This is a genomic window from Micromonospora sp. DT233 (assembly GCF_049841815.1).
In the GTDB taxonomy this organism is placed as follows: Bacteria; Actinomycetota; Actinomycetes; order Mycobacteriales; family Micromonosporaceae; genus Micromonospora.
On the sequence record NZ_JBNCLB010000013.1, the window covers coordinates 65466 to 88124 of the forward strand.

A 22659-nucleotide genomic window follows, 5' to 3' on the forward strand; every position below is an offset into this window, starting at 1 on the left:
GCCCGGCCGATGTACCCGTTGGTCGCCTTGTAGTACGCCGTTACCCACAGCATGTGCCGCTTGCGGATCAGGGGTCGGCGTGCTCCACGACCCGGTTGACGAGGTGTACGGCCAGTTCGTCGTGGTCTTCCACCACTGGCCGTCGATGAACAGGTCCCGGAAGACCTTTAGTTGCTGTTGGCCTGGGCGTCGACCCCCCACCCCTTGTCCTTCACATACATGGTGGGAACGTTGTAGCAGTTGATGTCCGCGTAGACGATGGCAGCCATGGTCTGCGGCGGGCTCGACTTCGCCAGGGCCAACCTCGCCAAGGCACCTCGTTCGTCGGTGCGGAAGAGGTCGGACGAGGCAGCAGGATCTGGCTCGCCCTGTCGGTCCTGCGCAGCAGCGGGCGCACCGGCCACGGCTAGGACGGAGGCGAGAACGAGCAGAACCACACTCGCGCGACGCCGCGCACGCCGACGAGGTCGTGCGGAGCATGACGCCACCGCGGTGCACCACCGGCCGATGAGACCGGCCATACTCGACCACGTGCTCTGGGGTATCGACGGTCCGCTGTTCCTGCTGGAGTACGTCGCGGCGGTCGTCGCCGCGCTGGCCGTCGCCCTGGCGGTCCGGGAGCTGACCGGGCGGCGTACCAGCGGCGGCGAGCCGGGGCCGGTCGAGCTGGCGTACCTGACCGACCGGGCGGTGCTGGCCTGCCAGGTCGCGGCGGCCGCGCTGCGCCGCGCCGACGCGCTACGGCCGGCGGCACTGGCCACCATGGTCGCCGTCGCCGGGCCGCCGCCCCGGTCGGCGCCCCTGATCCGGGCGGTGCACGCCGCCGTGCGCACTCCGCAGACCTGGGCGGCGGTGCTGGCCGACCCCGGCGTCAACCGGGCGCTGCGCCGGCTGGTCGCCGGCCTGCTGCGCGACGGGTGGCTGCTGACCCGCTGGCAGCGCCGCCGCGTCGCCCTCGGCGCGGTGCCGCTCTTCGCCGTCGCCGCCGTCGGAATTCTGCGGCTGGTCGAGAGCGCCCTGCTGTCGCGGGCCGCCGGCGGGCCCGCCTCCGTCGTCGGCCTGCTGCTCGGCTGCGGGGTGACCCTGCTGGTCGGCTGGTGGCTCAGCGAGGTCCCGGAGACCGGGGCCGCCGCCCGCCGGCTGCTGCGCCGGGCCCGCCGCGCCCACGCCGCCCTCGACCCGCAGCGGCGGCCGGTGTGGAGCGACCGCGGCACCGACGACCTGCTCACCGCCATGGCCCTGTACGGGGCGCGGCCTCTGCTGGCCGTCGACCCGCGCTTCGCCGAGCTGGTCGGGGTGGTCGACGACCGCCCCCGACCGCCGACGCCGAGGCAGGCCGCGCGCGACGAGCGCCGCTCGGCGCCCCGTGCGGAGACCCCCGGCGGGCGCAGTCACCGGCCGTAGCCCGACTCGACGGGCATCGTGCCCGGCTCGCTCCGGTATGCCGCTGCGGCGTCGTTCCTGCTCACGCTGCGGGCGTGGGCGCCACGAGGGCGGCCGCTGTCGCCTGCGCATCAACCAGGTGGCGGATTTTCGGGTCAGCAGCATTCGAGTTCCGGCGTAGCTGGCGGATCGATTCGGACGACGCGCCGGGCCCAGATGATTGAGGCATGGCAGTGATCGAGGTCAGGGACCTTCGCAAGCGGTACGCGGATCTGGCGGTGCTGGACGGGGTCTCGTTCAGTGTCGAGGAGGGCGAGATCTTCGGCATTCTCGGCCCGAACGGTGCTGGCAAGACCACCGCCGTGGAGTGCGTGGAGGGCCTGCGCCGGCCCGACGGCGGGTCGATCAGGGTGCTCGGTCTCGACCCGGTCGGCAACCGGCGCGCGCTGTGCGAGCAGATCGGCGTCCAACTGCAGCACACGCAGCTGCCGGAGAACCTCAAGGTGTGGGAGGCGCTGGACCTGTACGCCTCGTTCTACCCGCAACCACGTGACTGGCGGGAGCTGCTGGACGAATGGGGGCTGCAGGACAAGCGCGACACCCGGTTCGGCAAGCTCTCCGGTGGGCAGAAGCAGCGGCTGTTCATCGCGCTGGCGTTGGTGGGCACCCCGCGGGTGGTGTTCCTGGACGAGCTGACCACCGGCCTGGACCCGCAGGCCCGCCGCGCCACCTGGGCGCTGATCAAGCGGATCCGCGCGACCGGGGTGACCGTCGTCCTGGTCAGCCACTTCATGGACGAGGTCGAGGAGTTGTGCGACCGCGCCGCCATCTTCGACCGGGGGCGGATCGTCGCGCTGGACACCCCGGCCGGCATCGTCGCCGAGATCGACGCCGACCATGAGATGCGGTTCACGCTCATGGCCGGTGAGCTGGTCGACCTGGCCGGCCTGCCCGGGGTGACCAGGGTGACCAGGACCGGGGACTGCGTCGTCGTGACCGGCCGGGGCGACTTCGCCACCGCCGTCACCGGCCAACTCGCCCGCCACCACGTACTGGTCAGCGACCTGCGCATCGACAAGCGCACCCTCGACGACGCGTTCGTCGCCCTGACCGGCCGGCCCCTCGACTGACGCCGTTCGCCAGGTCGACCGGGCTCCGGCTCGTGCCGTCGCGCCGATCGACCTGCGAACGGCGTCAGTGCCTCCGTCCCCCTGTCTCGAACCGCGAAGGAATGACGATCATGAAGAAGCTCGCCGTCGTCGAAGTGAAACTGCTGACCAGGGAACCCGGGGCGATCTTCGCGCTGCTGATCCCGCTGTTCATCCTGGTGGTGTTCGGCAGTTCCATCGAGCCGGGCGACACCGTGCTCCTACCGATGGCGTTGGCGATCGCCGTGGGACTGGTCGGGCTGTACCTGCTGCCGACGACCCTGGCCACCTACCGTGAGCGGGGCATCCTGCGCCGAATGTCCACCACGCCGGTGCGGCCCGCGAACCTGCTCGCCGTCCAGGTCGCACTGCAACTGGTGCTGACGCTGACCACGTGTGCGCTGCTGATCGCGGTCGCCGGCACCGTCCTCGACGCCCACCTGCCCACCGCCGTGGGGTCGGTCGCGGTGACGTTCCTGCTCGGCACCGGCGCCATGTTCGCCGTCGGCCTGCTCATCGCCGCCCTCGCCCGCAACGGCCGGACCGCCAACGGCGTCGGTGTGCTGCTGTACTTCCCGATGGCCTACCTCGCCGGGCTCATGCAGCCCACCAGCCAGATGCCGCGACTACTCGCCCGCATCGGCGAATACACCCCGCTCGGTGCCTTCCGCCAGGGCATGCACCAGGTGTGGGCGGACGGCACGCCCAACCCGGTCCTACTCGGGGTCCTCGCTGCCTATGCTGTCGCGATCAGCGCCGTGGCGGCCAGGTTCTTTCGCTGGGAGTGACCATGACGGAACGGCTGGACCGGTGGGAGCGGCTGCAGCAGCGGCAACTGGCGGCGACGCCGTACGTGCTGCTGGCGGTCTCCGTGGCCCTCTGCCTGGTGACGGGCGAACGGCCGTGGCCGATGCTCGCGTTGGCCGCAGTCGCGGTCGGTTGGCTGTGGCTGGTGCCGCGCGGCCCGGTCTACGTCGCCGGGCTGGTGGCGCTGATCGGCCTGCTGTGCACGCAGGGGACGTGGTTCGCGGCGTTCTTCGGCTTCGTCGGCTACCTGCACTCGTGGTGGTACCTGCGGGGCCGTTGGCGCTTCGTCGGGGTCAGCGCCACCGCGGCGATCAGCGTGACGACCTACGGCGGCGGACTGCCCGAGGCCACCCCGTCGGGCATCCTCACCTTCCTGTTCTTCACCGCGGCGATCGTGGGCGGGGTCGCGATGTTCAGCTTCTTCGGGGAGATCACCATGGAGCGCAGCGCCGAGCGCACCCGCCTGGTGGAACAGCTCCAGGCCACCATGCGGGAGAACGCCGGCCTGCACGCCCAGCTGCTGGTCCAGGCCCGCGAGGCGGGTGTCCTGGACGAGCGGCAGCGCATGGCCGCCGAGATCCACGACACCCTCGGTCAGGGCCTGGCCGGCATCATCACCCAGTTGCAGGCGGCGCGGCGCAGCGAGGACTGGCAGCGGCACGTGGACATCGCGGTCCGGCTGGCGCGCGACAGCCTCGCCGAGGCCCGCCGCTCCGTGCACGCCGTCGGCCCCGGAGAGCTGGCGGCCGCGCCGCTGGACGAGGCGCTGCGGGCAGTCGTCACCGCGTGGGGGGAGCGCAACGAGGCAACCGCCGAGTTCACCGTGACTGGTACGGTCCGGCCCATGCACCCGGAGATCGAGGAGACGCTGCTGCGTACGGCGCAGGAGGCGCTGGCCAACGCGGCCAGGCACGCCGGCGCGTCCCGGGTCGGGCTCACCCTCTCCTACATGGACGACGTCACCCGGCTGGACGTGCGTGACGACGGCGTCGGATTCGACCCCGCGCGGGTCCGCGACGGTGGTGGCTTCGGCCTCACCTCGATGCGCAGGCGCGTGGACCGCCTCGCGGGCACCCTGGAGATCGAATCGGCGCCGGGCGCCGGCACCGCGATCTCGGCCAGTGTCCCGGCGGTGACCCGTGGGTGACCCGCCGATCCGGCTGCTCATCGTCGACGACCATCCCGTCGTGCGGGGTGGCATCCGGGGGATGTTCCACGGCGACCCGCAGTTCGAGGTGCTGGGCGAGGCCGCCAACGGCGCGCAGGCCGTGGACCTGGCCCGCGTGCTGGGCCCGGACGTGATCCTCATGGACCTGCGGATGCCCGTGATGGATGGGGTCACCGCGATCAAAGAGCTGGTCAGGGTCGGTGTCACGGCCCGCGTCCTCGTCCTGACCACCTACGACACCGACCGCGACGTGCTGCCCGCCATCGAGGCCGGCGCCACCGGGTACCTGCTCAAGGACACCGGCCGCGACGAACTCGTCCACGCCATCCGCACGGCCGCGCGCGGCGCGGCGGTGCTGTCCCCGTCCGTCGCCACCCGGCTGCTCGGTCAGGTGCGTACCCCGGTCGACGCGCTCAGCGCCCGGGAGCTGGAAGTCCTGAAACTCGTCGCGGACGGCGCCACCAACCGCGAGGCCGCCACGAAGCTGTTCATCAGCGAAGCAACCGTGAAGAGCCACCTGCTGCACATCTACGCCAAGCTCGGCGTCAACGACCGAGCCGCGGCCGTCGCCGAGGCGTTCCGGCGGGGCCTGCTCACCGTGGACAGAGACTGACAGCTCACGCCCCAGCACAGGTGTCCACCCGGGCCCGGTAGATCCAGGACGTGGGGCGGGGCCGCCCGTCGAGCTCCGCCCGCCCGGTCGTCCAGAGCAGCACCTGCGGTGGTGGGCCGGCCGGGGCGTCGGGGAACAGTCGGGCCAGCACCGTGGTGGCGAGCGCGGGGGGCGGCTGCCAGGCGACGCCCAGGCCCCGGGTGACGTCGTGGGTGTGCAGCAGGATCTCGGCCACGCCCAAGGCGGCGAAGCCGGTCGGGTCGCAGGGGCCGAAGTGCCAGGCGCGCAGAGCCGGGTCGGCGGCATCCAGTGCCGTGGCGAGCAGCCCGCCGCAGGCGGCGACGGTGGCCAGGACCTCGGTGGGGCCCGCGTCGGGGCGGACGACGAGGTCGAACGGCAGGTACCCGTCGGTGGGCCGGGCGGCCACCTGACCGGCGTACGCGAGCAGGTCGTGGGCGATGTGCGCGGCGGTGGTCCGGCAGTCCCACTCCAGCGACCCCGCCAGCGCCGTCCAGTCCCGGGCGGTCTGTGGGCCGAGCGCGCGGTTCAACTCGGCGAGCGCGGCGCGCACGTCTTCCCCGTCGGCCGGTGTCATCGCCTGAGGGTGCCAGCCCGCCGCCGATCCGGCAACCGCCGATTATTGAATTACTGGTAACGCTAATCCAGCAATGCGGGCCCACAAAAGGGGCATAAGGTCACTACACCATAATGACAGTTATGCGCGCGACGGCGTCGGGTGGCTCTCTGGTCCACCCGAAGGGGGCTTCGGTCCGTGGGCCGGGGTCGGATGGACGTACGGGCCGGTGCCGGGGCTCGGCGCGAGGGCGGTAATCGGTTGCCTACCGCTGGTCGACGGGTGCACGATCTGTCGGGTGTTGAGCCCGGAGATCATGGATTACTACCGGCGTGGTGGCGAACGAGCTCGTCTCGCCACCGGCCAGGGCAGGCTGGAGTTCCTGCGTACCTGGGATGTCCTGACCCGGGTGCTACCCGGCGCGCCCGCGACGGTGCTGGACGTCGGTGGCGCCACCGGCGTGTATGCCGGGCCGTTGGCGCAGGCCGGCTATCAGGTACGCGTCGTCGACCCCCTGCCCGAGCATGTGGTGGAGGCGGCGGCCCGGCCTGGGGTGACCGCCGAGCTCGGCGACGCCAGAGCGCTGCCTGCCGCTGAGCACAGCGTCGACGCGGTCCTGCTGCTCGGGCCGCTGTACCACCTGCCGGAGCGAGCTGATCGGGTTGCCGTGTGGCGGGAGGCGGCTCGTGTCGTACGCCCGGGAGGCGTGGTCGTGGGCGCGACGATCAGCCGGTTCGCGTCGCTGTTCGACGGCTTCGTCAAGGACTACTTCAGCGACGCCCGGTTCCGGCCGCTGGTCGAGCGCGCGTTGGCCGACGGGGTGCACCACAACGTCGACGCCGACCGGACGTGGTTCACCAGCGCCTACTTCCACCACCCTGACGAGCTGACCGGTGAGGTGACGGAAGCGGGGCTCGTCCTGCGGCGGCGGGTCGCGGTCGAGGGTCCGCTGTGGATGACGGGGCCACGACTGGAGGAGATCCTGGCCAGCCCGGACCTGACCGCCCTGCTGCTGGAGATGTCGCGCGGCGTGGAGGACGAACCGAGCCTGCTCGGCGCCAGCAGCCATGTCCTTTCCATCGCCGTCTCCGCGCCGGACTGAACGTGTTGCCGAGCCGGCACCAGGCCTCTGCCGACCCGCTGGGTGGCGGGTGGGCGTCAGCCTTCCGGGTGTCCTCCGTAGACGCGGATCTTGTAGTCGGTGGTCTCCAGCGCCAGCCCGAGCTCGCGGATCCGCCGCGTGATTCGGTCCTGCTGGTCGAGCATGATGCGGCGACGTTCCGCGATGGTGCTCGGACCCTGCTCGACGAGCAGGATGTAGCGCTTGAGGTCGGTCATGGTCATGCCGGACAGGCGCATCCGGGTGAGGAAGACGAGGCGGCGCAGGTCCACCGCGGAGTACTCGCGGTACCCGGAGGCGTTGCGAGCGGGCCGCACGAGTCCCTCCTGCTCGTAGTACCGGAGGGCATGCGTCGACAGCCCGACAAGCCGGGCGGCCTCGGCGATGCCCAAGTGTGCCGCCGAGGCCTCGATCGTGGCGTCGTCGAGCAGCTCGTGCAGCGCGTCGATCACCGACGAGGACGGCCCGTCGCTGGCAGCGAGGATGCGTCCGATCAGCCCTTCAGTGGCCATGGCCCACAGCGTACGGCGATCAGAACGCACGGACCGCGGGCGGCAAGCCTGGGAAGTCTGCCGACTCGCTCACGGACGCCCATTTCTCGACGTCGTCGAGCGCACCACGGTAGACGCGGGTGAGATTGCGAACCGCCTCGGCGCCGAGCGGAAGCCGCAGCGGCGCGTCGGGGGTGTCGAGCATGTCGCGGATCACCCGGGCGGCGCGTACCGGGTCGCCCTCCTGGATGCCGTCGGCCTCGGCCATGTTCGCGCGCACGGCACCGACGGCCTCGTCGTAGATCGAGCTCCGTGGCGCGGTGTTGAGCACGTCGGTGGCGTTGAACGCGGTACGGAAGCGACTGGGCTCGACGATGAGGACGCGGATGCCGAACGGTGCGACCTCGCCCGCGAGCGCCTCCGACCAACCCTCAAGCGCGAACTTGCCGGCGGAGTAACTGCCGACGGCGGGGAACGACATCCGCCCGCCCTGGCTGCTCATCTGCACGATCGCACCCGAGCGACGCTCCCGCAGGTGGGGCAGCACGGCACGCACATAGGCGGCCGGGCCGAACAGGTGTTGCTCGAGCATGGCCCGCAGCGCGGCGTCCTCGATCTCTTCGGCGGCGCCGACCTGTCCGGCGCCGGCGTTGTTGACGAGCACGTCGACGCGCCCGAACACCTCCAGCGCCCGCTGCACGACCGCGGCCGCTCCCGCCGTGTCGCGCACATCGTGCGCGATGGCGAGGAACCGATCTCCGTACCGTGCCGTGAGCCCGTCGAACCGGTCGGCCCGTCGCGCGGTCCCGATCACCTGCTCGCCGGCCGCGAGTGCCGCCTCGGCGAGCGCTAGGCCGAGGCCCGAACTCGCGCCCGTGATGATCCATGTCTTCGTCCCGTTCGTCGTGGTCACGGCCTGGACGCTAGAGCTTCGAGCGCGCTCGAAGGCAAGCCGCGCTCAGGCTCGGGAGGGGCCGAGCGGTCCGGCTGACGGGCTGCTGCTGCGCATGAGGCCGCTACCGACCTTGCGGCAGCGCTGTCCTAGCTGCCGCATCCAGCCGACACCGTGCCCCGGCCGGCGGCCTGACCGACTGAGGTGCAAGCGAGCCGTTGATACTCTGCGGCGATGTCGATCGTCATCCGTCTCTCCGCCGCGTCGGATATGCCATGACGCCGCACCTGCGCCGCTCCGTCCGCGCGATCATCCTTGATGAGGACGACCGCATCCTGCTCTGCCGGTTCGTCTTTCCTCACCCGGTGGTGCCGCAGCAGGCAAAGGTCGTCTGGGCTGCCCCGGGCGGCGGCGTCGAAGCCGGTGAGGACCGGCTGACGGCTCTGCGCCGTGAGCTGCGTGAGGAGACCGGTCTGGCGATCACCGCCGACCCACCCCACGTCTGGCACCAGGAAGTCGTGGACGCCGGCCACGTGCCGGGCTTCGACGGCATCATCAACGACTACTTCCTCGTCCGCGCGAAGCACTTCCAGCCCCGCGGCGAGCTGACAGACGACCAACTCGCCGCGGAGAACCTGGCCGCGTTCCGGTGGTGGCAGCTCTCGGAGATCGCCGGTTACCGGGGACCTGAGCTGTTCTCGCCCCGCGACCTCGCCACACCGCTGACAGCGCTTCTCACCGCAGGGACGCCGGACCAGCCGGTCCAACTCGGCCTCTAGCAAGTTCCGGGTGCGAGCACACACCTGCGGTGGATCTGCTGGCAGTCGGGAGCGGGGGTGTCGAGGCGACCCGGCAGGGGCGTGTCATCGGATGAGGGGGGCATGGTGGTCCTCTTCGGTCAGGTGGGCGGTGGCGGCGAATTCGACCAGGTCGAGGTGGCCGTCGGTGTGGGTGTATCGGGTGAGTGAGGTGTTGGTGATCGGGGTGGTGGTGAGGATCGCGTCGAGGTCGACGAACGGCAGTTCGTCGAGGATGTGGCGGGCGGCGGCGACCACGGCGTCGTGGGCTACGACCCATACCCGTCGGCCGGGGTGGCGGGTGTTCAGGTCGGTCAGGACGGCACGGACCCGGATGGCGACGTCGTCGAACGTTTCGCCGCCGGGTGGTTGGTAGGCGTAGAGGCCGTCGGCGGTGAGGCGGGCCGCCTCGGCGGGAAACCGCTCGGCGATCATGCCGGGGGTCAGCAGTTCCAGGTCGCCCATGAGCCGGTCCACCAGCCGGTCGTCGAGGTCGGCCGGCGGCAGGGTGACGCCGAGGGAGGCGGCGGTGTCGGCTGCCTGGGTCCAGGTCTGTCGGGCCCGCAGGTAGGGGGAGCAGGCGACGTGTTCGGGGCGTTCGTCGATGGGGCGGGTGGCGAGCCAGCGGCCGAGCTGGGTGGCCTGGTGCCAGCCCAGCGGCGACAGTGCGACGTCGGCGTCGCGGCCGGTGAGGCCGTGCTCGGCGACACCGCGGGCGTGGGCGTCGGCGAAGGCGACGTTGGCGGCGCTCTGCCCGTGACGGACGATGGTCAACTGCGCGACGGTCTGCATGACCCCAGTGTCCGGTAGGGGTGTCTCAGGTGCCGAGGACGACGCCTGAGGGCGCGCCCACCAGCGTGAACACCAGTTGATGCCGGGGGTGGGTCCGCGCTGATCGCCTACCGGACCGGCGCGTCGGCGCGCAACTGCTCGGCCAGCCGATCGAGTTCGGCCGCCGTCGCGGGCGAGGTGCTGCCGAGCGCGCTCTGCGCGGCGGTGGAGCTGCGCAGGAAGCGCCGCAGCACGGTCACGAGCAGCCCTTCCGGCAGCGTCCGCAACGCCCCGAACGCCCGAGGCACCGGCGGCGTCGGCAGGGCGGCCAGGTGGCACCGCATCCGCCGGACCATGTCGCGGACGGCCTGCGGGTCGTCGGCCAGCGCCGCCGGGCCGCCCGCCGCGTGCACCGCCTGACCGAGCGGCACCTCGAACGCGGCGTGCGTCCTGAGCCAGGACTCCATGCGCGGCTCGGCCCTGGCGTTGATCCCGGCGGCGCGCAGCGCCCCCACGATGCGTCGCAGTCGCGCGGTGGTGCGGCCGTCGGGTTCGCCGATCGGCATCGGGGCCAGCCGGGTCATGAGGGTGGGGGCGCGGTGGCGCACCACGTCGCCGTCCATCGTGCCGGCGATCGAGGGGAAGCCGAGCAGCACCCGCTCGGGGCCGATCACCGCGCCCAGCGGTTGCGCGCCGGCCGCCCAGTTGAGCAGGAACAGCACGTCGCCGTCGACACCGGCGAGTGACGGCAGCACCGCGTCCAGGTGATGGGCGCGGACGCAGACGGCGATCAGGTCGTACCCGTCGGCCGGGTGCGCGACCACCGGCACCGGCACCCGCCGGACGCTCGGGCTGTCGGCCTCGGCGAGTTGCACGCCGTGGCGGCGCAGGGCGGCCAGGCGCTCCCCCCGGGCCAGCAGCGTGGTGTCGTGTCCGGCCTCGTGCAGGCGGGCGGCGAAGTGGCTGCCGGTGACCCCGGCGCCGTACACGAGCAGTTTCATGACGTCCCTCTTCGCACGACCAGGACCTCGAAGCTTAGCTTCTTGACGAGGCATCGATGTGTAGCTAAGTTTCAGCCACCCGGACTGGGAGGTCGCCGTCCATGCAGACCCGACTCGCCGCCGCCACCACCTGGCTGGCCGCCCTGACCACCGCGCTGGCCCCACTGCCCGCCCAGGCCGCCGCCCCTGTCGCCGCCGCACCGGCGCGGCCCGGGGCGGGCGAACACGGCTGGGTCACCTCGACGCTGCGGCACATGAGCCTGGAGCAGAAGGTCGGCCAGCTCTTCGCCACCTACGTCTACGGCGGCGACGCCACCGAGCCCACGGCCGCCGACCGGGCCGCGAACCGGGCCGCGTTCGGCGTCGAGACCCCCGCCGAGGTCGTCGACCGGTACCACCTCGGCGGGGTCTGCTACTTCTCCTGGTCGCACAACCTGGACACCCCCCGGCAGATCGCCACCCTCTCCAACGGGCTGCAACGCGCCGCCCTCGGCGACCGGGCCAAGGGCCGGGTGCCGCTGCTGATCTCCACCGACCAGGAGCAGGGCACGGTGGTGCGGATGCCCTCCCCCGCCGCCCAGTTCCCCGGCTCGATGGCGCTCGGCGCGGCGCGCTCCGCCGAGGCCGCCCGCACGGCGGCGGAGATCACCGGGCGGGAGCTGCGGGCCGTGGGCGTGCACCAGCCGTACGCGCCGATCGCCGACGTCAACGTCGACCCGGCCAACCCGGTGATCGGCGTGCGGTCCTTCGGCGCCGACCCCGCCCTGGTGGGCGCGCTCACCGCCGCCCAGGTCACCGGCTTTCAGGACCACGCCGGGGTCAGCGCGGTGGCGAAGCACTTCCCCGGCCACGGCGACACCGCCACCGACAGCCACACCGGCCTGCCGGTGATCGACCACAGCCGCGCCGAGTGGGACCGCATCGACGCACCGCCGTTTCGGCGGGCGATCGCCGCCGGCGTCGAGTCGATCATGACCGCGCACATCGTGGTCCCCGCCCTCGACCCCTCCGGCGACCCGGCGACGTTGTCGCCGCCGATCCTCACCGGGGTGCTGCGCGGCGAGCTCGGCTTCCAGGGCGTCATCGTCACCGACGCGCTGAACATGGCCGGCGTGCGGGCGAAGTACGGCGACGAGCGGGTGCCCGTACTGGCGCTCAAGGCCGGCGCCGACCAGCTGCTGATGCCGCCGAACCTGGCGCTGGCCCGCGACGCGGTGCTGCGCGCCGTCACCACCGGCGAGCTCACCGAACGCCGCATCGACGCCTCGGTGCGCCGCATCCTCGCCCTGAAGTACCGCCAGGGCCTGGCCGGCTCCCCGCTGGTCGACGTCGACCGGGCCGTGCGCACCGTCGGCGCGCCGGCGCACCTCGCCGCCGTCGCGGCGGTCACCGACCCGACGCTGACCGCCGTACGCAACGACGCCGGCCTGCTGCCGCTGCCGCGCGCCGACCGGTCGGTGCTGGTCACCGGCTGGGACAGCGCCGCCTTCGCCCCGATCGCCACGGTCGCCGACGGGTTCACCGTGCGCGGCGCGCGGGCCACCGCCCGGCCGGCGACGCTGCCCTCGGACGCGACGATCGCCGCGACCGCCGCCCAGGCCGCCGCCCACGACCTGACCGTGGTGCTGGTGAACAAGGCGTGGGACACCGCCGGCACCGACCCGCGCGCCACCCAGCGGCGCCTCGTCGCGGCGCTGGTCGACACCGGCAGACCCGTGGTCGTGGTGGCGGTCCGCGACCCGTACGACATCGCGTACCTGCCGGGCGTGGACACCTACCTGGCGACCTACTCGTACACCCGGGCGGCGATGGACGCGCTGGTGCGCGCGCTGCACGGCGAGCTGTCCCCGCGGGGGCGGCTGCCCGTCACGATTCCCACGGCGCAGGGGCCGGGCACGGTGCTCTACCCCTACGGCCACGGTCTGAGCTGGTAGGAGGCAACAGATGCAGCGCAGGAACTTCCTTGCCGGCGCGGTCGGCACCACGGCGTTGGGGGCGGGCGTGATCGGCGGCGCGGCGGCACCGGCGGCGGCCGCCGGGCGTGGCCGGCGGGTCCGCACCGGCCTCGACGAGCTGGTCTCCTCCGGGTTCGCCGAGCTGACCGGGCAGCGGGTGGGTGTCATCTCCAACCCCACCGGCGTCGACGCGGCGTACCGGCACCTGGTGGACCTGATGCACGGCTCGGGTCGGGTCGAGTTGGTCGCGGCGTTCGGCCCGGAGCACGGCTTCCGGGGGTCGGCGCAGGCCGGCGGCAGCGAGGGCAACGGCGTCGACGCCCGCACCGGCATCACCGTCTACGACGCCTACGGCGCCACCGGAGCCAAGTGGGAGGCGATGTTCACCGAGGCCGGGGTGGACACGGTGGTCTTCGACATCCAGGACGTCGGGGTGCGCTTCTACACCTACATCTGGACGATGTACACGTCGATGGTCGCGGCGGCGAAGGTCGGCCGGCGCTACGTGGTGCTGGACCGGCCCAACCCGATCGGCGGGCGCGCGTACGGGCCGATGATGACCACCCCGTACACGTCGGGGGTGGGGTTGAAGGAGATCATCCAGCAGCACGGGATGACCGTCGGGGAGTTGGCCCGGTTCTTCAACGCCACGTTCCTGCCGGCCGAGGCGGGGCGGCAGGTCGACCTGCACGTGGTGCGGTGCCGCAACTGGAAACGCGACGACCTCGCCGCCGACACGGGCGTGCCGTGGGTGATGCCCAGCCCGAACATGCCCACCGTCGACACCGCGCTGGTCTACCCGGGCACCGGCCTGTTCGAGGGCGTCGCGTCGATCACCGAGGGGCGCGGCACGACCCGCCCGTTCGAGCTGATCGGCGGGTTGGACACCGACTTCGACTACCACTGGTCCGACCGGCTCAACGCCCGGAACCTGCCGGGGGTGCAGTTCCGGGAGGCGTACTTCTCGCCGACGTCGGCCGGGCAGAAGCCGGCGCTGCTCAACAAGCCCTGCGCGGGGGTGGAGGTCAAGGTCGTCGACCCGGCGGTGTTCGACCCGATCCGCGCGGGCGTGGCGATGCTGGTGGAGGCCCACAAGTACCCGGCGTTCGCCTGGCGGCGCGACGCGTGGGACACGGTGCGCCCGTACTGGATCGACAAGCTCACCGGGTCGCCGCGCCTGCGGACCCAGATCGACGCCGGCGCCGACGTCGACGACGTGGTGGGGGCGTGGGCCGAGGAGCTGGCCGCGTTCCACCGGCGCCGCCGGCCCTACCTGCTGTACTGACCGAAGGAGTCGGGTCATGCGTCGTCCGCTGCGTCGCCTCGCGTTCGCCCTGGTCCTGGCCGTGGCGGGCACCACCCTGCCCGCGACCGGGGCGACCGCCGACCCGGCTCGGCCGGGGTTGCCCGCCGACCAGGCCGGGTCGTCGGCCGGCCCGGCCGGGTCCGGGCCGCCCACGGTCAGCCCCGCCGACATCGACTTCCGCCGCGACACGCTGCGCCCCGGCACCGCCCGGCAGGTGGGGCTGCTGCCCGAGCAGGTCGACCGCCTCCCCGCCGACCTGGCCGCGTACCTGCGGCCGACCCCGGACCACCCCGACCACCCGGCGTACGCGGGCGCGGTGGTCCTGGCCGCCAAGGACGGGGTGGTCGTGTCCCACGCGGCCGTGGGCGACGCCGTGCGGTACGCCTCCGTCGGCCCGCCGCCGGAGCTGACGGGCGTGGAACTGCCCCCCGAGCAGCGGATCCCGGCCCGCCCGGACACCATCTTCGACCTGGCGTCGGTGTCGAAGCTGTTCACCACGATCGTGGCCATGCAGCAGGTGGAACGGGGGCGGGTGGCGCTGGACGCCCCGGTCGCCCGGTACGTGCCGGAGTTCGCCGCCGGCGGCAAGGCGGCGGTGACCGTGCGGATGCTGCTGACCCACACCTCGGGGCTGCCCGCGTTCACGCCGCTGTGGAGCCGCTACCCGACGCCCGCCGAGCGCTTCGCCGCCGCGCTGGCCACGCCGCTGGCCGCCGGGGCGACCCCGGGGGGCCAGTACGTCTACTCCGACCTGGGGCTGATCGCCCTGGGGGTGCTGGTGCAGCGGGTCACCGGCCGGCCGCTGGAGCAGCTGGTCGCCGACGGCGTGACCGGGCCGCTGGGCATGACCGACACCGGCTACAACCCCGACCCGCAGCGGCGGGCGCGCATCGCCGCCACCGAGTACCAGCCGTACGCCGGGCGGGGCCTGGTCTGGGGTGAGGTGCACGACGAGAACGCCTGGTCCCTCGGTGGGGTGGCCGGGCACGCGGGGGTCTTCTCCACGGCGGCGGACCTGGCCGTGCTGTGCCAGTCGCTGCTCAACGGCGGCCAGTACCGGGGTCGGCGGATCCTGCGCCCGGCCACGGTGCGGGCCATGCTGGTCAACGAGAACGCGGCGTTGGAGCAGGCCAACCCGGAGAGCGACCGTGGGCTCGGCTTCGAGCTCAACAAGCACTGGTACATGATGGGGCTGTCGTCGCCGGTGGCGTTTGGGCACACCGGCTTCACCGGCACATCCATTGTCGTGGACCCGCTGTCCCACTCGTTCGTGATCATGCTCAGCAACCGGGTGCACCCCGACCGGGGCTGGGGCAGCAACAACGTGGCCCGCCGCGCCGTCGCCCGGGACCTCGCCGAGGCGATGCCGGTGCGCCCCCGTACGGCCGCCGCGTGGCGGGCCGACCCGCGCGACGCCACGACGAGCACCCTCACCGCGCCGCTGCGCCGGCCGGCGCGGGGCGCGACGGCGAGTTTCCTGCTCTGGTACGACACCGAACCCCGCTTCGACACCGTCCGCTTCGACGTCTCCGCCGACGGCGGGCGGACCTGGGCGCCGGCGACAATGCGGCTGGGCGACGCCCACCGCCGGTGGAGCGCCGACGGCACGGTCACCGGCTACGGGGGCCGGGTGTGGTGGCAGGTGTCGGTGGCGCTGCCCGACGGGGCCACCCACCTGCGGTGGGCCAGCAGCACCGACGGCTCCGGGCAGGGCCGGGGCGTCTACGTCGACCGGGTCGTCGCGGCGGACCGGCACGGGGTGCTCTTCCACGGCGAGGGCGCCGACGCCTCCCGCTTCGCCGCGCAGGGCTGGTCGCCGGCGCGCAGCTGACCCGGCCGCCCGGTCGCCCCGCGCTCGGCAGCCGCGCCGCCCCGTCGCACCGCCCCACGGCTTCGCGTTCAGACGGCGGGCGCGCCGAACCAGGTGGGCAGGTGGTCGGCCAGGTCCCGCTGGTCGTCGCCGACCCACGCCACGTGCCCGTCGGGGCGCAGCAGCACCGCCGGCGCGGGCAGCTCGTCGCTGACGTCGACGACGTGGTCGACCCGGTCGGCCCAGCCCGCCGCCGACAGCCGCCCGGTGGAGTCCAGCAGCAACCCCCGGCCGGCGTGGGTCAGCTCGTAGAGCCGGCCCCGGCGCAGCCGCACGTCGCGCAGCCGCCGGCCGAGCAGGTCGTGGCCCGCCCCGAAGTCGTACCGGATGCCGATTCCGATGATCTTCTCGGTGAGGTGCCGGTTGACGTCGGGGAAGGTCATCAGCTCCGTCAGCAGCCGGCGCACCGCCTGGGCGTCCGGGTCGAGGGAGAGCAGGTGCATCTGCGCGCGGGTGTTGCCCAGCACGTCGGCGGCCACCGGTCGTCGTTCGGCCTGGTAGCTGTCCAGCAGCTCCGGCGGCGCCCAGCCGGCCACCTGCGCGGCGAGCTTCCAGCCGAGGTTGAACGCGTCCTGGATGCCCAGGTTGAGCCCCTGCCCACCGGTCGGCGGGTGGATGTGCGCCGCGTCGCCGGCCAGCAGCACCCGGCCGCGGCGGTAGGACTCGGCCAGCCGGGTGGCGTCGCCGAAGCGGGACAGCCAGCGCGGTGAGTGCACCCCGAAGTCGGTGCCGGCGACCGCCCGCAGCTGCCGCCGGAACTCCTCGATCGTCGGCGGCACCGCCCGGTCGGCGGCCACGCCGTCGGCGGGCACGACGACCCGGTACAGCCCGTCTTCGACGGGCCCGAGGCCGAAGCGTTTCTGGGTCCGGCGGACCTCGGTCACCACGGCGGCGACGGTCTCCGCCGGCACGTCCACCCGCATTTCGCCCAGCAGCGTCTCCACCCGGGTGGGTTCGCCGGGGAAGCCGACGCCGAGCAGCTTGCGCACCGTGCTGCGCCCGCCGTCGCAGCCGACGAGGTAACGGGCGCGCAGCCGGGTGCCGTCGGCCAGGTCGGCGGTGACGCCCTCGTCGTCCTGGTCGAGTGCGACCAGTTCGCCGCCGCGCCGCAGCCGCGCGCCGAGTTCGGTGGCGCGCTGCGCCAACAGCCGGTCGGTGACCGGCTGCGCAATGCCCAGCACGTACGGGTGCGCGGTGTCCAGCCCCTGCGGGGCGGGGGCGGGGATGCCGGCGAAGAACCCGGCGACCGGGTACTGCTTACCGAGGTCGAGGAACCGTTGCAGGATGCCGCGCTGGTCGAGCACCTCGATGCTGCGCGCGTGCAGACCCAGCGCCCGCACGTACGCCGGTGGCTGGGTGTCCTTCTCCAGCACCAGCACGTCCACCCCGTGCAGCCGCAGCTCACCGGCCAGCATGCAACCGGTCGGTCCGCCGCCGACCACGATCACGTCGATCACGAAAAGCCCCCCATTCGACGACGCCACGTCCACCGCGCGCCCACCACCGGGTACGCGTCGCGGATCCCCACATCCGCGCGGGTTCCGGCGTCGGCTGGAGAGTCTGCGCCACGACCCGGGTCTTGCGGCAAGACCCCCGGTGCGCTATATGTTGAAGGTGGCAAGGAGCCGACGAGCTCCTTGCCTTTGTCGTTTCCGCAGGCCGTTGTCGTTTCTGCGGCGGCGGCGGTGCGGCGCGGCGGGCGGGGTCAGCGGTCGCGGCGACGCCAGAACCGCCACCGGGCCCGACGGCGGCACGGCGGGGCGTCGGCGAGGTCCGGCTGCGGCCCGGCGGCCGGGGCCGGGGCGGCGCGCATCGCCCGCCACTGCTGCACGGCCTCGTCGGCGTTGGCGGGCCGCACCGCGATCCGCGGGCCCGTCGGGTTGCGCAGCCAGGCCACGACCTGGGCGTTGAGCTCCCCCACGTACGCCCGCACGGACTCCTCGGTGGGCAGGTAACGCACCTCGTCGGGGAGCTGTTCGATGCGCCGGCGCAGCTGCAGCGGGGTGGGCAGCAGCAGGTCGCCGGGCAGTTTCTCCCGCTCCAGGAAACTCTTGATCCACCACGACTCGTCGTAGGGGGTGTTGCGCCCCGGTAGCGGCTTGCCCATGCCGGGCAGGTTGTCGAACTCGCCGCGGTCCTGGGCGGCGCGGATCTGCGCCTCCGCCGCCGCTTCCCACCTGTCGGTCACCGTCGTCACCCCCGCACCCGCCGTACCCTCCTGCCCTGTGAGGGCAGCGTCGCGTGGCCGCCGGGCATTCCCGTCACACCCGCGTCGCACCATTCACACCCGCGTCGCACCATGGGCGCAGCAGCAGCTCGGGACGGTGGGCGGTCGCGGGGACCCGCAGCAGGACCGACATCTGCGTAGTGTGGCCCAGCGCCGGGCCTCGGCGCGGCCCGCCCCGCCCTCGGTCGCGCGGTGCGCCGGAGTGGTCAGCCGGCGGGGTCGCGGTGGCGTCGGACCAGACCGGCGGCCAGCGGCGCGCCGTCGAAACCACCGGCGGCGACCCGGGCGGCGACGGTACGCCGCACCAGTCGGTCGGCGAGCGCGGGCGCGTGCCGGGCCAGGGCCAGCTCCAGGCGCCCCCGGCCGGTGGTGGCCACGTCGCGTGGGGCGCGGCGGGCGGTGGCGGCGCGCAGGATCGCGGCGACGACGCCCGCCACGGGTTCGGGTCGGGACACCCCGTCGAGGGAGAGCCCGGCGCGCACGGTGGTGTCGTGGATGGGTGAGGCCACCATGCTGGGGTAGACCACGCTGACCCCGACGTGGGTGCCGACCTCCAGGCGCAACGCGTCGGCGTACGCGACGAGGGCCCGCTTGCTGACCCCGTACGCGGCGGCCAGCGGCAGGGGCAGCACGGCCATCCGGCTCGCCACGAAGATCACCCGCCCGTGGGCGGGCACGAGGGCGGGCAGCGCCGCCGCCGTGGTGTGCCACGCGGCGAGCAGGTTCACCTCGATCTGCCGGCGCACGGTGTCGTCGGGCGGCAGCTCCGCCGGGGCGGGCCCGCCGACGCCGGCGTTGTTGACCAGCAGGTCGAGGCCGCCGAGGCGGTCGACGGCGGCCCGCACGGCGGCGGGCGCGGCGGCCGGGTCGGTCAGGTCGACGCCGAGCACCGGCACGGCGGCGGCCGGGTCGGGGTGCAGGTCGAGGCCGACGACGTGGGCGCCGGCGGCGCTCAGGGCCGCGCCGAGGTGCCGGCCGAAGGTGCCCCGCGCCCCGGTGACCAGCACCCGCCGGCCGGTCAGCGCGCTCACGCCGCCGCCCCGGCGGCGCGGGCCCGGCGGGCGCCGGCGGTCAGTTCCCGGCCCAACTCGGCCAGGTAGGTGTCGAAGTCGACCCGCATGGCCGGGCGCCGGGACCCCCACCGGGCGGTGGCGGCGCGCAGCTCGGCGCGGCACGCGGCGCGCTGCGCGGCGGCGTCGGGCAGCGCGTACCGGCCGGCCAGGTGCGCGGCGACGAGCCGGGCCTGGGCCTCGACCAGGGGGAACGCCGCCCCGGTGGACTGCATCAGCCCGACGAACGTCAGGCCGGGGGCGTCGGGGTGGAACACGTGCCGGTACAGCGCCAGGGTGTCGGCGCCGGCGCCGAGCAGCGCCGGGTCGAGGAAGTCGATGGCGACGCGGTAGCCGGTGCACCAGACGACGAGGTCGACGTCGTCGACGCGGCCGTCGGTGAACTCGACCCGGTGGTCGTGGAACGCGGCGATGCCGGGGCGGGCCTGCACGGCGCCGTGGGTGAGCCGCGACAGCAGCCCGTCGGAGAGGGTGGGGTGGTCCTGGAGGAAACCGTGGGTGGGGGTGGGCAGCCCGTAGCGGGCCGCAGGGCCGACGGTCGCGGCGAGCATGGCCTGGCTGATGCGTTGCCGCGCCCGCCAGGGCAGCCGCCGCGCCAGGGCCCCGTTGAGGGTGTCCGAGGGGCGGCCCAGCAGGTACTTCGGCACCACCCACACCCCGCGTCGCAGGGACAGCAGGGTGGACCGGGCGGTGTGGGAGGCGTCCACGGCGATGTCCATGGCGGAGTTGCCGCCGCCGACGACCAGCACCCGCCGGCCGGTGAGCTGCTCGGGGCCCCGGTAGTCGTGGCTGTGGAGCTGCTCGGCGGCGCAGTGGCCCGGGTAGCCGGGCTCGGGCAGCCGGGGCACCCGGTTATGGCCGTTGGCCACGACGACCGCTTCCACGTCGACGGTCACCTCGCCGTGCGGGCCGGTGGCCCGCACGGTCCAGCGGCCGTCGTCGCCGGCCGTGACGGCGGTGACGGTGTGACCGGTCCGCACGGCGTCGCGTAGGCCGAAGCGGTGGGCGTAGTCGTGCAGGTACCCGGCGACCAGTTCGTGGTCGGGGTAATCGGGCCAGTGCGCGGGCATGGGGTGGTCGGCGAACTCGGTGCGGGACTTGCTGGTGTTCAGGTGCAGGGTGCGGTAGGCGGGCGAGTCGGGCGACCCGTAGACCCACAGGCCGCCGACGGTGTCGGTGGCCTCGAAGCAGACGGCGGGTACGCCGGCGTCGGCGAGGGCCTTGAGGGTGGCCAGGCCGGCGGCGCCGGCCCCGACGACCGCGACGCGCGGTGGCGTGCCCATGCGTTCCCCTCCCGACACCTAATCCCACATGCGTTGGATAATATGCGGGCCGGCGGACCGGCCCGTCAAGCGGCGGGACCGTAGAGGGCGTCGAGGAGACGGTGGGCGAACGCCCGGAACTCGCGGCGCTCCCGCGCCGGGGACGTCCCCTCGGCGGTCAACGCCACCACGTGCCCGTGCACCGCCCACACCAGGCTGCGCACCGTGACGTGCGGGGTCGGCTCCACCAACGCCCCACCCGCCGCCGCCGCGACCAGCAACCGCTCGACCAGGTCGTACAGCGGGGCGGCGTAACGCTGGTCCAGCTCGGCGTGCCGCGGCGGCTCCAACCAGCGGCGCAACCACAACGCCGTGGTCTCCGGCCGGTCCTCCAGGAAGTCCACGAACACGTCGAGCAGGTCGTGCAGGGCGCGCAGGGCCTGCGGCGCGCCGGCGTCCAGCGCGGCGCGGGCCCGCCCCGCCGCGGCCTGCAACGCCTCCCGCTCGGCGGCGAACACCCGGGCGAAGCAGGCGTCGTAGAGCTGCGCCTTCGTACCCGTGTGGTGGGAGACCGTCGCCACGTCGACGCCGGCGGCGGCGGCGACCTCCCGCAGCCCCACGGCGTCGACGCCCCGGGCGGCGAAGAGCGCGGTCGCGGCGGTGAGCACCGCCTCGCGGGTGTCCCGGGTCTCACAGCGCCGGGGCCGACCCGGGCGACGGCGGGGTGTGGTCACAGCCACCATTGTCCCCCTACAATCCAGCGACCGTTGGATTTGGGACGGTGTGCCGGCGGAAGGACGCAGACGATGACCGCACGCGACACCGCCGCACCGGCCGCCGACGTGGGCCTGCCCCGCGGGCCGCTGATCGGCTTCGCCGCCGGCTCACTCGGCATGGGCGTCTGGGTCACCGTCCCCGGGCTGCTGCTGCTGTACTTCCTCACCGACGTGCTCGCGGTCACCCCATGGCTGGCCGGTCTGGCGCTGCTGGCCCCCAAGGTCGCCGACGTGCTGCTGCACCCCTGGGTGGGGCACCGCTGCGACGTGCAACTGGCCCGCCGCGGCGACCGGCGGGCGCTGCTGCTGACCGGCTGCCTGTTGCCGGTGGCGTTCGCCGCGCTCTTCGCCGTCCCCGGCGGACTCACCGGCGCGCCCGCCGCCGGCTGGGTGGCGCTCTGCTTCGTCGCCGGGAACCTCCTCTTCGCCGCCTACCAGGTCCCCTACCTGGCCACCCCGGCGGACCTGCGCATCGGCTACCACGAACGAACCCGGCTGATGGCGTTCCGGATGGTGGTCCTCACCGCCGGCATCCTCGCCGCCGGGCTGCTGGCGCCGCTGCTCACCGGCGGGGACACCGCCACCCGCGCCGGCTACCAACGGATGGGACTGCTGCTCGCCGCCGCCACCGGGGCGGCGATGCTCATCGGGGTGGCCGGCATCGGCCGGCTGCGCTCCGCCGCCGGCACCACCGCCCCGCCGGCACCGGCGGGCGGATGGCGGACCCTGACCGCCGCCCTGCGCGACCGGCAGTTCCGCTGGCTCGTCGCCGCTTACCTGGCCATGTCCACCACCACCCACCTGGTGCTGGCCGGGGTGCCCTACTACGCGCAGTACGCCCTGGGCCGCCCGGCGCTGACCACCGTGCTCGTCGCGGCGTTCGTCGCTCCCGCGCTGCTGGTCACCCCCGGCTGGCTGGCCGTCGCCCGCCGCGTCGGCAAACAGCGGGCGCTGCTGGCCGCGCAGGGCGCCTTCGCCGCCGGGTCGCTGGTGCTCGCCGTGGGCCTCCCCGCCGGCCTACCCGTCCTCGTCGCGGCCGTGGCGCTGCTCGGGGTGTCCTTCGCCGGGATGCAACTGCTGCCGTTCGCGATGGTGCCCGACGTCATCCGCGCCGCCGGCGCCACCGGCGCGGGCACCTACACGGGGGTGTGGACGGCCACCGAGGCCACCGGCGCGGCGCTGGGCCCCTACGCGTACGCGCTCTGCCTGACCGCCGGCGGCTTCGTCGCCTCGGCCGGCGGCGAGGCGGTCACCCAGCCCGACGCGGCGCTGACCGCGATCCGGTGGGGCTTCGGGCTGCTGCCGGCGGCGCTGATGTGCGCCGCGCTGCTGGCGCAACGCCGCTACACCCTCGACGGCGCGGCCCGCGCCGCCGGCTGACCCGCCGCGCCGAGACCCGACCCGCCGGGGCGTGGCTAGACTTCCGCC

The 22659-nt window shown here is 73.9% G+C and carries 22 protein-coding genes; 11 read left to right on the forward strand and 11 right to left on the reverse strand.

All coding sequences use genetic code 11. From position 1 onward, the window contains the following. Positions 1-167: 167 nt before the first annotated feature. Positions 168-311, reverse strand: coding sequence for a hypothetical protein (locus tag ACLQ2V_RS22640; RefSeq protein WP_425720562.1), 144 nt, complete (start codon positions 309-311; stop codon positions 168-170). A gap of 196 nt (positions 312-507) precedes the next feature. Between ACLQ2V_RS22640 and ACLQ2V_RS22645 the strand changes: the two genes are divergently transcribed. The 5 genes from ACLQ2V_RS22645 (at position 508) to ACLQ2V_RS22665 (ending at position 5119) form a co-directional block, all read left to right on the forward strand. After that, positions 508-1404 (forward strand): TIGR04222 domain-containing membrane protein, encoded by an 897-nt coding sequence (locus ACLQ2V_RS22645; RefSeq protein ID WP_425720563.1) that lies wholly within the window; start codon positions 508-510, stop codon positions 1402-1404. 206 nt (positions 1405-1610) lie between these two features. Beyond that, positions 1611-2513 (forward strand): ABC transporter ATP-binding protein, encoded by a 903-nt coding sequence (locus ACLQ2V_RS22650; RefSeq protein WP_425720564.1) that lies wholly within the window; start codon positions 1611-1613, stop codon positions 2511-2513. 110 nt (positions 2514-2623) lie between these two features. Further along, complete coding sequence (locus tag ACLQ2V_RS22655; RefSeq protein ID WP_425720565.1) at positions 2624-3319, forward strand: ABC transporter permease; 696 nt, start codon at positions 2624-2626, stop codon at positions 3317-3319. 2 nt (positions 3320-3321) lie between these two features. Next, positions 3322-4485, forward strand: coding sequence for a sensor histidine kinase (locus ACLQ2V_RS22660; protein WP_425720566.1), 1164 nt, complete (start codon positions 3322-3324; stop codon positions 4483-4485). Continuing rightward, entirely contained in the window at positions 4478-5119 is a 642-nt protein-coding gene (locus tag ACLQ2V_RS22665; protein ID WP_425720567.1) for a response regulator, read from the forward strand. Before ACLQ2V_RS22660 ends, ACLQ2V_RS22665 begins: the two co-directional genes overlap by 8 nt. 4 nt (positions 5120-5123) lie before the next feature. Here the strand turns inward: ACLQ2V_RS22665 and ACLQ2V_RS22670 are convergent, their stop codons facing one another. Then, on the reverse strand, positions 5124-5714 hold the full coding sequence (locus ACLQ2V_RS22670) for a maleylpyruvate isomerase N-terminal domain-containing protein (RefSeq protein WP_425720568.1): 591 nt from the start codon (positions 5712-5714) through the stop codon (positions 5124-5126). Positions 5715-5991: 277 nt separating this feature from the next. Here ACLQ2V_RS22670 and ACLQ2V_RS22675 point away from each other — a divergent pair, with 277 nt between their 5' ends. Then, the gene (locus tag ACLQ2V_RS22675) at positions 5992-6795 is read left to right on the forward strand and encodes a class I SAM-dependent methyltransferase (protein WP_425720569.1); all 804 of its coding nucleotides are present in this window, start codon (positions 5992-5994) and stop codon (positions 6793-6795) included. 56 nt (positions 6796-6851) lie between these two features. Here ACLQ2V_RS22675 and ACLQ2V_RS22680 read toward each other — a convergent pair whose 3' ends face one another. Together ACLQ2V_RS22680 and ACLQ2V_RS22685 are read right to left on the reverse strand one after the other, a co-directional pair. Continuing rightward, the gene (locus ACLQ2V_RS22680) at positions 6852-7325 is read right to left on the reverse strand and encodes a MerR family transcriptional regulator (RefSeq protein ID WP_425720570.1); all 474 of its coding nucleotides are present in this window, start codon (positions 7323-7325) and stop codon (positions 6852-6854) included. Positions 7326-7344: 19 nt separating this feature from the next. Next, positions 7345-8217 carry an SDR family NAD(P)-dependent oxidoreductase gene (locus tag ACLQ2V_RS22685; protein WP_425720571.1) on the reverse strand — a complete coding sequence of 291 codons (873 nt, stop codon included), beginning with the start codon at positions 8215-8217 and terminating at the stop codon, positions 7345-7347. A gap of 254 nt (positions 8218-8471) precedes the next feature. Between ACLQ2V_RS22685 and ACLQ2V_RS22690 the strand changes: the two genes are divergently transcribed. After that, positions 8472-8975, forward strand: a complete 504-nt coding sequence (locus tag ACLQ2V_RS22690; protein ID WP_425720572.1) for an NUDIX domain-containing protein — start codon at positions 8472-8474, stop codon at positions 8973-8975. 84 nt (positions 8976-9059) lie between these two features. On the opposite strand, the gene ACLQ2V_RS22695 is transcribed toward ACLQ2V_RS22690, so the two are convergent. Both ACLQ2V_RS22695 and ACLQ2V_RS22700 read right to left on the reverse strand, forming a co-directional pair. Next, complete coding sequence (locus ACLQ2V_RS22695) at positions 9060-9785, reverse strand: histidine phosphatase family protein (RefSeq protein ID WP_425720573.1); 726 nt, start codon at positions 9783-9785, stop codon at positions 9060-9062. 107 nt (positions 9786-9892) lie between these two features. After that, complete coding sequence (locus ACLQ2V_RS22700) at positions 9893-10765, reverse strand: ketopantoate reductase family protein (protein WP_425720574.1); 873 nt, start codon at positions 10763-10765, stop codon at positions 9893-9895. 101 nt (positions 10766-10866) lie between these two features. On the opposite strand from ACLQ2V_RS22700, the gene ACLQ2V_RS22705 reads away from it, so the two are divergent. From ACLQ2V_RS22705 to ACLQ2V_RS22715, 3 genes are read left to right on the forward strand one after another with little or no spacing between them, the layout of a single operon-like run. After that, positions 10867-12699: a glycoside hydrolase family 3 protein gene (locus ACLQ2V_RS22705; protein WP_425720575.1), complete on the forward strand. Its 1833-nt coding sequence runs from the start codon at positions 10867-10869 to the stop codon at positions 12697-12699. A gap of 10 nt (positions 12700-12709) precedes the next feature. Next, complete coding sequence (locus tag ACLQ2V_RS22710; RefSeq protein ID WP_425720576.1) at positions 12710-14005, forward strand: exo-beta-N-acetylmuramidase NamZ family protein; 1296 nt, start codon at positions 12710-12712, stop codon at positions 14003-14005. Positions 14006-14021: 16 nt separating this feature from the next. Continuing rightward, positions 14022-15857: a serine hydrolase gene (locus tag ACLQ2V_RS22715; RefSeq protein WP_425720577.1), complete on the forward strand. Its 1836-nt coding sequence runs from the start codon at positions 14022-14024 to the stop codon at positions 15855-15857. Positions 15858-15925: 68 nt separating this feature from the next. On the opposite strand, the gene rox is transcribed toward ACLQ2V_RS22715, so the two are convergent. The 5 genes from rox to ACLQ2V_RS22740 form a co-directional block, all read right to left on the reverse strand. Next, positions 15926-17353 (reverse strand): rifampin monooxygenase, encoded by a 1428-nt coding sequence (rox, locus tag ACLQ2V_RS22720; protein WP_425720578.1) that lies wholly within the window; start codon positions 17351-17353, stop codon positions 15926-15928. A 248-nt stretch (positions 17354-17601) separates the two neighbouring features. Then, positions 17602-18084, reverse strand: coding sequence for a DUF1992 domain-containing protein (locus ACLQ2V_RS22725; protein WP_425720579.1), 483 nt, complete (start codon positions 18082-18084; stop codon positions 17602-17604). A gap of 245 nt (positions 18085-18329) precedes the next feature. After that, positions 18330-19154, reverse strand: coding sequence for an SDR family NAD(P)-dependent oxidoreductase (locus ACLQ2V_RS22730; RefSeq protein ID WP_425720580.1), 825 nt, complete (start codon positions 19152-19154; stop codon positions 18330-18332). Beyond that, on the reverse strand, positions 19151-20476 hold the full coding sequence (locus tag ACLQ2V_RS22735; protein ID WP_425720581.1) for a flavin-containing monooxygenase: 1326 nt from the start codon (positions 20474-20476) through the stop codon (positions 19151-19153). The genes ACLQ2V_RS22730 and ACLQ2V_RS22735 overlap by 4 nt, the downstream gene beginning before the upstream one ends. A gap of 65 nt (positions 20477-20541) precedes the next feature. Beyond that, positions 20542-21198: a TetR family transcriptional regulator gene (locus tag ACLQ2V_RS22740; RefSeq protein ID WP_425720582.1), complete on the reverse strand. Its 657-nt coding sequence runs from the start codon at positions 21196-21198 to the stop codon at positions 20542-20544. A 63-nt stretch (positions 21199-21261) separates the two neighbouring features. Between ACLQ2V_RS22740 and ACLQ2V_RS22745 the strand changes: the two genes are divergently transcribed. Next, positions 21262-22611 carry an MFS transporter gene (locus tag ACLQ2V_RS22745; RefSeq protein ID WP_425720583.1) on the forward strand — a complete coding sequence of 450 codons (1350 nt, stop codon included), beginning with the start codon at positions 21262-21264 and terminating at the stop codon, positions 22609-22611. The last annotated feature ends 48 nt before the right edge of the window (positions 22612-22659 follow it).